Origin of the sequence: Lewinella sp. LCG006, from assembly GCF_040784935.1 — a bacterium.
Classification (GTDB): Bacteria; Bacteroidota; Bacteroidia; order Chitinophagales; family Saprospiraceae; genus Lewinella.
Genome location: NZ_CP160680.1, coordinates 5,151,637 through 5,164,121 on the forward strand (window position 1 = coordinate 5,151,637; position 12,485 = coordinate 5,164,121).

A 12,485-nucleotide genomic window follows, 5' to 3' on the forward strand; every position below is an offset into this window, starting at 1 on the left:
TTACGAAGAAAGTAGGAGAGAGGTTGTTGGCCCCTAGGCCCTCGGACAAACCTGCAAAGGCGTCAAATTATCGAGTAAGATATTTCCAGAATAGCTGAACTTTCCTTCCTTGTGGAAAGCTTCGAAGATAATATAGCGAATGGGCTGTTTTGCAGTGAATTCTACGCGGTACTGCTTCCAGTAAGTGTGCTCAATGATGGGCGACTCGTAGAGAAGTTGGTCTTTGCTACATCGATCCGTACTGCCCCAGATCCGTATTTTCAAGGGGCTGTTGTAGCCGCTATAGGTGGCTCCTCGCGCCAGGTCGAGACCGAAAACGTAGCAGGCCGTTTTTTCGATAGTACGCGGCAAGCGCTGGGTGATACTCTCCCAGGTGCCATTGGCACGGGTGATGAGGCCTACGTAGGTATCGCCGTCGTTTGCTTCCTGGTAGATGCCCCAAACGCCGGGGAGGATATCAGGCGTAGTCATGGCTTCGCAACCCACCCAGCCGATGGGGACGGTAGCATCCTGCGGCTCGCCCTCAAAGGAGGGGTTTTGCCAGTAGATGGGAGGAGCAGCCGATTGCGCGTATAGTGTGGTAAAATTGCTGATCCCTGAAGCTCCGGACAAACACCCTGAAATGATCGCCAAAACAGAAAATAGGCCTTTCATAGTAGCAGATTTTTGCAGATTAAAGCAGGAGTAAAAAAGAGGTAGGATTGTTTTTCATCAGAGATTGCATTATCAGAAAAAAGGTATCAAATATCAAAACAGTTATCCTGACGGTAGAACAAAGTAGAACATTTCTGGTCAATACTACCGTTGGAAAAACCCCAGAAGTTTAATTTTTTGAAACCTTTTTCTTCGATAAGCGCATAGCCTGATTGGTACTTTTTCCGATGGGTATCATCGAGAATAATTACCCCATTTGGCTTCAGTTTGGCCAAGGAAGCTTTGATACATTCATTTCTCCTTCTTCCATCAACAATGATAATGTCAAAGGACTCGTTGATGGAAGCTATATTGTTGACGTATTCATTATCCTCCAGTGCTTTGTAGGTAGCTACGACATTCTTAGGTAGTTCTTTGGCCAGCCAGTTGAACCACTCCTGGTCGTACTCTATGGTATACACTTTGGCGATGCGCTGGGCAAAATAAAGGGTGGAATACCCTGAGCCATATTCGTACATTACCAAATCAGACCTAAGTCTTTCTTCTAAAAAATGATTCAAAGAATTTGAAAGCCAGGGTATTGGGTTGCCTTCTTTATCAACACATTTTTTTGTTCTAAAAGACTTTATCCACCCTGATTGATAGAGGAAAGACGCTTTTTGATCCCACCAAAGCTTTAGAATGAAAAATTTCCGGATGCTTATTTTTTTAAGAAAGTCTATGATCATGCCATTACTGTTTTTTGGAGTAATAGGAGGTAAAGCTAGTAAGAAAATTAAAATCGCCTCAGACAATTGTTACCTTCGTCCTTGAAATAATTGTTGAGATCACCATGGGTGTAATAAAGCGGCAAGGCATAAAGGCCGGGATTTGGATGTATGCCGGAGTAATACTTGGCTTTGTCAATGGTATTTTACTTTTTCCCCGAATCCTTGGCCCGGAAGTTTATGGTTTTGTTCAGTGGTTGTTTTCCGTTACAGGGGTGTTGGCTACGGTGGGAAGCTTAGGCATGAGATCGGGATTGGTACGCTACTTTCCCTTCTTTCGGTCTGCCGAGAATAAGCATTATGGTTTTTTGGGCTTTAGCTTGCTGATTGCTCATGTTGGTTTGTTGCTTCTGTTGCTCTTGCTGTGGTTAGGGCAGGGCTATTTTTTTGAATTCTTTGAGTCTCCTGAAAATGCCACCTATTTGAAAAGCAGTTACTGGCTACTGCCTTTGCTGCTGATCTTTCTAGTGATTTTTGATATCCTGTCGTCCTACTTGATGGCCCTGCTCCGGCCGAGCGTGATGCTGTTTCTGCGTGATTTACTCTCCCGAGTGATTACTACGGGCTTGATTGTCTGGTTTTATTTCGGCGGCTTGACGGTGGATGCTTTTTTGTTTTTGTTTGTGGCTAAACAGGTGATATTAATATTCGGTGCTTATGTCTATTTGAAGAGAATGGGCGAATGGCACCTGAAGATTGATTGGACTGCTTATCCTCGGGAACGTTTGCGGGAGATAGGCAATTACAATGCCTTTAATATCCTTACCGGGCTGGGAGGGCAATTGGTTAATCGTATTGACAGTATTATGATTCCTGCCTTGATCAGTTTCGAAATGAACGGGATTTATAGCCTGTTTTACTTTGTCACAACGATTATTATTATGCCCTACGAGGCCGTCCGGCAAATCATTACCCCTTTGATTGCAGAAGCGTGGAAGGACAATGATTTGGTGCAAATTCAAGATTTGTACCAACGCACAGCCAGAGGTGCTTTTGCTATTGGGCTCCTTATTTTCATTGGAATAGTGGCCAACCTGGATAATGCGGTGCTATTGATAGGTGCGGAGTACGCTATTGGGACGAATGTTGCCATCTGGCTGGGAATAGGGCAGCTCATTTATTGCATGAATGGTTACAATCTTGCCATTCTTACCCTAAGTGATCAGTTTCGTTGGGATCTTTTGATCAAACTCTCCGCTGTGATGTTGAATGCTGTGACCAACTACCTTTTTATCATAGCTTTTGGAATCACAGGTGCTGCAATTGCTACAGCTAGTACGATCTGCGTGAGTAATTTTATTTATCAGGGGTTGATTTGGAAATATTTCAAGATGCAACCTTTTACAAAACAGATGGTGGGCATTACACTATTGGGAGGCGTGGTCTATGTACTACAGTTGCTTGTCCCTCCTTTGCCGCCTCATTTTTTAGTAGACTTGGGGGTAAGATCCTTGCTAATACTGGTGCTGTTTTCAGCGGGCATACTGGTGTTTAAATTGGTACCTGAAGCAAATGAAATTTGGCAACAAGGCCCTTGGAGGATCAAGAAATAGGTAGTTGTAGCTTGATGATCGTACCGATAATTTTACCATTGTCATCACGAGGTTCCTCTACCTGGAGTTCATATCCGGGATGATTGAGTATTTCTAAACGACGCTGGGTGATGGTAATTCCCAGTGATTTGTGACGGTAAATACTCTTGTTTTGTAATTTTTGCGCTTTAGTGGTACTAATGCCGGGGCCATTGTCGCTGATGGTTACTAACAAATAATCATCTCGGTCTTGGTAGTTGACACTGATTTTACCCCCTTCTTTTTTGCCCTCCATTCCGTGCAGCACTGCATTTTCTACGAAGGGCTGTACGAGCATAGGAGGGAGCTGTACCCAATCGGGTTCCAGAGAGCTATCCAGCGTGATCTCGTAGTCAAAGCTATCGTGAAAACGAATTTTTTCAAGAGAAAGATAATTGTTGAGCAAATCAAGTTCGTCTTTGAGGCTTACCTGCTCTTCGTGAGAGGCTTCTAGTGCCGACCTGATCAGGAGAGAGAAGCGGGAAATCATTTTTATCGCGTTTTCCTGCTCGGTTTTTCCGCCAATGATCATCCCCTGAATGGTACTCATGCAGTTGAAAATAAAATGGGGATTCATTTGTGCGCGGTAGGCTTGTTGGCGTAAAGCATCGATTTCTTTGGCCATTTTTGCTTTTTCACCTTGTTGACGAAGGCGCTGAATATAAGCGTTGACCAGCATGTAGCCCGTCCCTAGAATAATGACTAAAGCCAGTGTTTTTACCCAGGCCAGCTGCCAGAATGGAGGGGCAATAGTAAAAGAAGCCTCTTGGTGTGGCCGATAAGATTGGCCAGGAATAATTACCTCAATCTCCATTGAGTAGCTACCTGGATTCAAGCTGGTTAGCATCAGTTCCTTGCTATTGGTAGTGATCCATGCTTGATCAGGATTTAGGCGATAGCGATAGCGGAGCTTGCCCATGTAGCGGAAATCCAGGTAGTAGAAAACGAATCGTAAAGTATTGTCTTGGTAGGATAAACTAGGATTTTGTTTTAAGTCGAGCAAAGACTGATTGAGGTAGACTTCGTAGAGAAAGTTTGCAGGAGGGGCTGTCGGCTTAGCATCGTACAAGGGGAGCAGTGCTACACCTTTACTGGTGGTGATGGCTATTTGGTCTGCCCAAATATCTAGGTCGTTGATGTTGTTGGCCGGTAGGCCAAATGCGGTACTATAGGTAGTGATCGTTATTGAGTCTCCTTGGAAAGTGATTCTGTTTGCACCATTCTGGCTGCCAGTCCATATTTGCCCCTTGGGATCGACAATTAGGTGGGTAATGGTATTACTGTTCAAGCCATCTGCCATTGTTAGAAAGCGGATGTGATCTTTGCTTTGATTGATAATAGCCAGCCCTTTGCCGTGGGTCGCAGCAATGATTTGGCCCGCAGGCAAAACTTCCAATTCGTTTATTCTGATGTTAAGACTGTCGGTGACGGGGTAATGGAGCGTTGATTTTTTCTGGAGGTCATAGAAATAGAGGCCGTTCATATCACCAATGGCCATCTCATGATCTGAGGTTTGAACAAGACAACGGATACGCGATTTGTTTTCTAAGGAGAGGGACTGGATAATTGATATTTCCTGGTCTTCCATTAACAGCTTTAAGAGTACTGCTCGGTTCTGGTATTCTGTCGCCCAAAGCTGATGACGATTAACTATATCCTGTTTGAGCTGGCCTATCCTAAGGTTAGCAGCTTGAATATTATTGGGACGTACATGCGAAAGTTTATTCCAATGTGTATTCCAGAATTGAAAAAAAGGATAAAGGAAAAACATCTTTTGGTCAGGATGATAGGTGATTTTTTCTACGCCTTGTTTTTCATCTGGAGCCAGAAAAGGGGAGTAGCTGCCATCTTTACTCAGGGTGACTAAGTCACCGTTTTCAAACATCGCTAAAGCATCCTCTTTTGAATAGGGGGCTAGTTGGCTAAGTTGTTGATCAATTTCATTGTTGTAATTGTTGTGGAGAATTTGCACCTCAATACAGGGTAAATAAAAAATACCATCTTCCAAAGTAGCTACCCATATTCCTCCTTGATTATCTTCAAGTAAATGAGAGACGGTATAGCCCTGGAAAAAAGTCTGTTCTGGTTTCCCGTCCAATACATTGGCCAAATCCTTGAATAACAATAATCCTGACTTAGCATTAAGTCCCAATAAAATTCGCCCATTCTTTAGTTGAGCTAAAGAGTTGATACTGGGTAGTTTAGGGCTGTGGATGCTGAAATTGCCATCATTGTTGATTAAGAGGAGATAGTCGATGTATTCGAGTAAAAATTGGTCATTGGCAAGCGGAAAAAACTGATGCCCGTGAACGTCGCGTAGATCTTTGTTGGCATTGTTGAGAATATTAACAGGGATCATTAAGGTCGTGTCCCTACCGTTGGGGCGAATCAGATCAAAAGGCAACCTCTGCTTTCGCAAATAGCTGTTGATTTTGTCCCCTTTCTCTTCACTGGTATTAGGGGGCAGTTCTTCAAACAATAAGGCTGAATTTTCTATGAGAAAAGCTCCGAGAGAGGAGAATAGCGCAGGGCCTCTGAGGTTGGAATGCCCATTACTGGTAATGCTTAAGATACCAAGGTTTGAGAGTGATGCATACAGTGTTCCTTGTTGGTCAACGGCGAACTCTCTTACGAGATAATACTTGTTCCGATGCTCCTGTAGGAGGTAGTTGTATTCGTAGGCTGCAATGGTATCTGCACGATGGATATAAAAGTTACCGGAAAAAGTACTCATCCAAATCCACCCCCGGTGATCTTCGTGCATGAAAAGCACCGTTTTATCAAGCAGCCCTTCTTCGGTACCGTAGTTCTTGAATTCGTAGCCATCAAAGCGGCTGACGCCATTATCGGTTGATATCCAGATGTAACCCTCACGGTCCTGAATGACTTCATAACATTCAGAGCTGGGCAACCCATTTTCGGTGGTGTAATGAAAAAAAGAAGGTTGGGTGGATTGTCCAGGCAATAAGCTATTGAAGCCTAAGCTAAGGGCGAGGAAAAAGATGTTTCGGAAGACGCTGGAGTAGGGTGATTTCATAGCTGGCGGCTTAACTGAAAACAGGAATGTTAATCGTAACCGTTGTGCCAAGTGTTTTTCCCTGGTCATCCTTTGGTTCTTCGATCTGGAAATGGTAGTCTTTATGATTAAGAATTTCCAATCGCCGCTGGGTAATGGTCATCCCCAATGATTTGTGTTGGTATTTGCTTTTGTTTTTTTGTTTTTGAGCCTTGGTGACACTAATGCCGGGGCCATTGTCGATGATTTTTACTTGGAGTTCTGTTGCTTTTTGTTCGTATCGGATAATGATTATTCCATCTCCCTTCTTTTGTTCCATGCCGTGCAAGACGGCATTTTCCACGAAGGGTTGCACGAGCATTGGCGGCAGCCTAATCCAATCCGGATCCAAATCTGGCGCGACTTCAATAGAATAAGAAAAATTGTGATTAAAGCGGATTTTTTCCAGGGATAAGTAATTTTCCAAAAGGCTTACTTCTTCCTCCAGGCTTAGTGTTTCCGCTTCCGAAAATTCTAAAGACATGCGAATCAGGCGGGAGAAGTTGGCCAGCATTTTTACCGCCTGATCTTGGTCGTGATAGTCACCAATGATCATCCCCTGAATGGTACTCATGCAGTTGAAAATAAAATGGGGGTTCATTTGTGCGCGGTAGGCTTGTTGCTTGAGTTGGCTTACTTGCTCTTGCAGTGCAATGCGTTCTTTTTCCTTGGCCAGTTCCTTCATTCTGCGGATGAAAATGGCGTAACTGATCAAAAAAACGATAAAAATAACAATGGCAATAAACCAGATGGTTTGCCAGAAAGGTGGAGCAATCAGGATACTTAATGGTTGGGCAGTGACCCATTGGCCAGACTTATCCCTGGCCTGGATTTCCAGAAGATATTCATCTGAATTCAGGTTGAGTAAATCAAGGGTGTTGTTTTTAGTATATACCCATTGGTCATCCGGTTTTAAGCGAAAGCGATAATCTATTTTTCCAGATTGAGAATAATCAAGGAAATGGTAAGCGAGTTGGATGTTTCTCTCCTCCCAGCTCAATGATTGAAGATTACGGTGATGAATAGGGCTCCCGTTTAATAGGATATCATGGATATAAACAGGGGGGGGAGCAGGCTGATTTATTTGGGCAGGATTAATTTTTGTAATATGGTACTGAGAGAGTACGAACAAGTCTTCTCCGAGAAAGGCAATGTCACTAATCTCTTCATTAGGAATACCGTCCTTTTTAGAAAAAATGTAGTTTTTCTCGATGCCCTCTTTTAAAGGAATACGATTGATACCTTTGCTACTAACCGCCCAAAGGATGTCGTTTTTTACGTATACATGGCTAATGGTGTTGGCGTCAAGCCCTTCTCTTTCTGACCAGATGGTCAAAGAATCTCCTCGCAGCAAGTAAATACCACTACCCCTGGTGGCCACTACGATCCCACCTCCTGGTATACTACAAATGTCTTCCACTCTCTCCTTGTAAATTGAATGACCAGACATTGCTATCAGTGGGGCTTGTGTATCCGCAAGCTGAAACAAGCCATCCAATGCACCTACCCATACTTTTTCGGGAGTCTCTTCTACAAGAGCGGTGAGTTTATTGCTGCCCCGTAAAGGATAGAATTGTGAAATAAGAAGCTCCTCGTTTTCAAAGGCAAATTTGTATAAACCGCGTGAGGCATGTAGACCCCAGAAGCTATGAGGTACCAATGCAGGAATAAGCTTTTTGATAGCCAAGCCCACCCAAAGTTTATTAGAAGTGGAATAAGTGGTAAAGAGTTGCCAGCTATTCCCGCTCCAGTATTTGAGAGGCGAAGCACTTAGAAGTGGGAGCTTGGGTATGGTTAGAAGTCCGGCAACACTATTCATGTTGTCTAAAAAAGAATGCTTCTGGACTTGTAAAAGTGTATCAATCAGGAAGACCGATCCTGAGGCCTGGGCAACAAAAATTCCCTGGTCTTCGCTGGCACTAATGCTCGTCATGAGGTCTCCTTCCTTCTGCGGACTGATATTGATCGTCAGATTTTTTGGTGCTGGTGCATAAAAGACACCATTCTCAAGCGTCGTTATCCACAATCCCTCCCATTGATCTTTGAATACATGGGTAACCGTATGTCCTTTCAGTAAAATAGTAGATGGATTGTTATTGAGAAATTCCGTGACTGAATTAAATACTTTTAGTCCTTCCAAAAGATTATATCCTACGTAGATGATCCCTTGATCATCGGTGTAAACACAGTTAATGTAGCCTGGAGAGTGGCCGGTAAAATATTGCTCCATGCCTGGCTTTGGTAAGTAGTAGAGGGAGTCCAGGTGTTGAATAATGATGCCTTGTGCGAGGGGAAAGGTATAAGCCCGGCTTCCTCCTTGCTGTTTTGCTGCATCTTTTTGGTTAGCTGGGAATTGGTAAATTATGGGTTCTTTTCCTTTGTCAAATAAGGTGAGTTGGAAAATATTATTGTCGTACCACCATGCTAAGTAATCCTCGCCCTCTTCTTTTGTCATATCTGCCAATTCGTAGGACATGTGGAGTGGAAAATTGGTTTCACTATCATAGTAAATACTGAAATAGTCTTCTGCAACGCAAGAGGTGAGGTTTAGAATAATTTCCCCCGTTGTTGTGATAAGTGCTCTGGCATACCCTCGCAGGCCTAGCTCTAAATCGCCGTTTTCGTGTACCCTGAAATTATCAACCAGATAATACTTATTTCTTATATCCTGTAAGCGAGTATTGTATTCATAAGCGGCAATCGTATCACCCCGGTGTATGTAGAGGTTGCCGGAAAAAGTACTCATCCAGATCCAACCGCGGTGGTCTTCTTGAAGCTGGAGTACTGTTTTGTCGATCAGGCCCTCTTCTGTTCCGTAATTGTTAAATTCGTAACCATTAAATCTACTTACACCGTTATCGGTTGATATCCAAATATATCCTTTGCGGTCTTGGATGACTTCATAACATTCAGAGCTGGGCAACCCATTTTCAGTGGTGTAATGAAAAAAAGAAGGTTGAACCGACTGAGCGATCGTCAAGCCTGAACTTAACAGCAGGTTGATAAGCCAAAAGATGCGTTGAACGCTTGATATGGGCAGAGAGCCATGCATTGTCTTCCTCGCGCGAGTAGTTGTGGTTTGTAAAGTAAAGCGTAACACAAAGTAATACAGGCGTTTTTTAGGTGCCCCATTGGTTTGCTTGTGTTATGCCAAGGTGAAAATAAGGATTCTTTTGGTATTGTGGTGGGAGATAAAAATCGGCTGTTGGTAGCAATTACAGAATTCAAGACCATGGCTTCTGAATTCAAGATGATAGGTTCCGAATCTCCGATAGAAGAAATGAATTTTTTTTTTCAGGTTACATTTGTAAGGTAAGCAGGAAGATAATAACCCCGATTTTTACAACTCTCCTGACAAAATGCTTGCGAAACGCGCTTTCTCAAAAAAAAGCACTTTCTCTGACAATTAGCCTTCCGATTAAGTAGCAACCCACTAGTGGTTGTTGCTTAATTGGTTTTTTAGAACAGCGTTTAAAAATTTTTTATCTTTTTGATAAACTCCTCTCTTCTGGCCCGGGCTAAAGGTACGGGAGTTTTGTCACGCATGATGATTGTACCACCGTCCTGAAATAAATAACTGGAAACCCACCGAAAATTGATGATATGCGACTGATGACAGCGAAAAAAGGTGCTTACAGGGAGCATTTTGGCAAAGTCACCAATGTTTTTTGCGACTGTTATTACGGCTTGATTTTTACTGTGAAAGGCAGTAGTCCCCCGGTCGGAACTCAGACGCATCAGTTCTGCTAAAGGAATAAAATGGTAGCCCTGCTCATTGTTTACTATGATGGTCTCAGGTTCCTTCTTTTCCCAATCTTCGCGCATGGCCTGCAAGCGGCCCGTTAACTGATGATTATTCTTTTCCTTCAGGCACTTTTGTACAACAGCAATAAGCCGATCAGGGTCGATAGGTTTTAAGAGGTAATCTAGTGCACTGTATTGAAAAGCCTGAATCGCATACTGGTCATAAGCAGTAACAAAGACCAGCTGAAAATCGTGGGTCTTAAGCATCTCCAACAGGTCGAAGCCCGTGTGTTGTCCAATGCGAATATCAAGGAATACAATCTCTGGTTCCAACTGATGGATCAGTTTGCCTGCATCAATAATGTTGGCTGCTTCACCAACGATAAGGACTTCCGGGCAATACATTTTCAGGATACGGGAAAGGGTAATACGGGCGGTCGTTTCGTCGTCGATCAAGAGTGCTCTCAAGCTGTTTTTCATGCTAGTATTATGTGTTCAGGTCAGCAAAGCGCAGAGAGGTTGTCATTCTACGGTAGGTAGTAGTGAGTAGCTACTAACCAAGCGGAGCAAGATAGGTGATTTTTTTTGGTTTTGAGAATTTGGCGGTTGGTTAGTTTGATGTTGTTAAAAGAAGTTCAGCCCGCAGCTGTTTAACCAACCAACCTTTACACCTTTACACCCTTACACCTTTCCACCATTCCAACCCTCACACCCGCTAACCCGGCAAAAAAGCCACCAATTCACAATAGCCAAAAAACTTCCCATTACGATCAAAGACCTCTCGTCGGATGACACCGATAGAGGGGGCGAACCAGTCGCGAAGCCGAAAGCGTTTGCGTACCAGTTGGGTCACCCAAAGTTCGTAGGCCATGGCTACGCAGGGAAAGCCACCCGCTGGTGTGTTGAGGTCTTCCTGGTCGAGAATATGTACGGGGCCGATGGCGAGGTCAATTTCCAATACTTGTACCCCGTTGCTAAAACCAGTGATATGGGAGTATGACTGAGGAATGCTATCCCCTGAATGCAGCCCAATGGGTAAGCGCCAACCATTCTCTTCGGTGCGCAACTCAAAGCCCGCCAGGGAACTGAGCATGTCAGGCGTGAGTTTGGAGAGCAGATCCAATGACAGGCCACGATCTGTACATTGTACCTCGTATTGCCCCTGGTAGACAGTATCCTGGAAAGCATTGATAATAACCATTTTCAAACGGCTTATATCAGCGGTAGCGCCAGGCGCTATCACCTGGTGGTAAGTACGAAAACTTGGCTTTTGGTTGTCGCCATACCATTGGTAAACCCATTGCCGCCCCAGGGGGTATTCGACAATACTGGTACAATCGTTTTGTGCCTGCCCCACCAGGCAAGCACCAGCCAGTAATAGGCAGGAGGTGAGTAGTTTTCTCAAGGACAACGAATTTCATCCCAAAAATAGGTCTTTTTTGGGATAAGGGCTTTCAATTGTAAAATAGAAACTCTACATTTGTGCCCGCTGCCAAATAAAGGAACCAAATCACAGGATTTGTTGTCTTTAAAAGAGGAGCACACTCGCCGGTCCCGTAGTACAACGGATAGTATATAGGTTTCCGGAGCCTAAGATGGTGGTTCGATTCCACCCGGGATCACAGAAGCGTAAATCAGCAGCATGCTGGTTTGCGCTTTTTTGTTGGTCTTAGCTATGGAATCCCAAGGGCCTCACAATACCTTTGCATCAAGGCATAATAGCTAACAACGGCTTCACTACGTGTCTTTTGTTCTTCGGTATCGGTCGTTTGTTGCCATTTTAGGGCGTTTACTTTTAGTCTGATATTGGCTCGGTAGAGTTTGTAATAGAGGAAAAGGATTTGATCCTCTTCGGTTGCTATACAAGGCAGCTGTTGCAGGTAATGCTGGAGGAAAATATCACCCAAGTCGCTACGTCCGAAATGGTCCAGGTCCATGCAGAAAAAAGCCAGTTCGTTGAGTTGGTCGGCCTGCCGGAAAGGGTCGTTAAACGCGATACAGTCAAAAAGTACCGGGCGATCTAGCAAGAAAATATTCGCAGCGTGTAAATCACCATGGACTTCAATGTAAAATTGCTGCTGGTGCCGTTCCTGGATTCTTTTTTCGTGCTTTACCAAGAGCTGCTGTCCTCCAATCACCCATTCCTCCAGCGTTCTTGCGGCGGCTGGGCCTATGAGCTCCGCAACCACTGTGTGGGCACTGCGTAGATCCGCAAAATCTTCTTGCATCCCTTGGAGGTCGGGCGGCTCAACTACCTTCCCTGCGGAGCGGTGAAATCCAACCAGTTGATCGGCAATGGCTACCATGTGCTCTCCTTGTACCTCGCCGTTTTCCAGCATGTTACTCATGAGCCTTTCTTCGGGCAAGCGCTTCATTTTTATGGCATAGTCAATCAGGGTGCCTGCGCCTTTGCCCATCACAATTTGCTCATCGAGCTTACTGATCGGTACTACGTCAAGATAAACCCCTTCGGTGAATCTTCGATTGAGTTTTATTTCCTGGTGGCAGTAATTTCTACGCTGTTCGAGGCTACGGAAATCCAGGTAGGGGAGTTGTATTGCCTTGGGAATTTTATAGACATAGTTTGGCGTAAGGAGCACCTGTGAGATATGCGTGGTTATTACCGAGGTTGCCCCCTCCGTTTGCGCTAAATTTCCTGCAAGATTTCGAAGTTCAGCTGGGGTCATGAGGAAT

Annotated in this window: 8 protein-coding genes and 1 tRNA gene; 2 read left to right on the forward strand and 7 right to left on the reverse strand. The window is 44.2% G+C overall.

The window, feature by feature from the left end:
• Positions 1–33: 33 nt before the first annotated feature.
• Positions 34–654, reverse strand: a complete 621-nt coding sequence (locus AB0L18_RS18485; protein WP_367388794.1) for a hypothetical protein — start codon at positions 652–654, stop codon at positions 34–36.
• An 86-nt stretch (positions 655–740) separates the two neighbouring features.
• Positions 741–1,214, reverse strand: coding sequence for a class I SAM-dependent methyltransferase (locus AB0L18_RS18490; RefSeq protein WP_367388795.1), 474 nt, complete (start codon positions 1,212–1,214; stop codon positions 741–743).
• A 272-nt stretch (positions 1,215–1,486) separates the two neighbouring features.
• On the opposite strand from AB0L18_RS18490, the gene AB0L18_RS18495 reads away from it, so the two are divergent.
• A complete protein-coding gene (locus AB0L18_RS18495) occupies positions 1,487–2,974 on the forward strand; it encodes a lipopolysaccharide biosynthesis protein (protein WP_367388796.1) in 1,488 nt (495 codons plus the stop codon).
• Here the strand turns inward: AB0L18_RS18495 and AB0L18_RS18500 are convergent.
• From AB0L18_RS18500 to AB0L18_RS18515, 4 genes are all read right to left on the reverse strand, one after another.
• Entirely contained in the window at positions 2,964–6,029 is a 3,066-nt protein-coding gene (locus AB0L18_RS18500) for a sensor histidine kinase (RefSeq protein WP_367388797.1), read from the reverse strand. The genes AB0L18_RS18495 and AB0L18_RS18500 overlap by 11 nt on opposite strands.
• 10 nt (positions 6,030–6,039) lie before the next feature.
• Positions 6,040–9,147 carry a histidine kinase gene (locus tag AB0L18_RS18505; RefSeq protein WP_367388798.1) on the reverse strand — a complete coding sequence of 1,036 codons (3,108 nt, stop codon included), beginning with the start codon at positions 9,145–9,147 and terminating at the stop codon, positions 6,040–6,042.
• A gap of 371 nt (positions 9,148–9,518) precedes the next feature.
• A complete protein-coding gene (locus tag AB0L18_RS18510; RefSeq protein ID WP_367388799.1) occupies positions 9,519–10,271 on the reverse strand; it encodes a LytR/AlgR family response regulator transcription factor in 753 nt (250 codons plus the stop codon).
• Positions 10,272–10,506: 235 nt separating this feature from the next.
• Positions 10,507–11,196 carry a hypothetical protein gene (locus tag AB0L18_RS18515; protein ID WP_367388800.1) on the reverse strand — a complete coding sequence of 230 codons (690 nt, stop codon included), beginning with the start codon at positions 11,194–11,196 and terminating at the stop codon, positions 10,507–10,509.
• Positions 11,197–11,341: 145 nt separating this feature from the next.
• On the opposite strand from AB0L18_RS18515, the gene AB0L18_RS18520 reads away from it, so the two are divergent.
• Positions 11,342–11,413, forward strand: a tRNA-Arg gene (locus AB0L18_RS18520).
• Between the two features lie 51 nt (positions 11,414–11,464).
• On the opposite strand, the gene AB0L18_RS18525 is transcribed toward AB0L18_RS18520, so the two are convergent.
• Entirely contained in the window at positions 11,465–12,478 is a 1,014-nt protein-coding gene (locus AB0L18_RS18525) for a phosphotransferase (RefSeq protein ID WP_367388801.1), read from the reverse strand.
• Positions 12,479–12,485 lie beyond the last annotated feature (7 nt).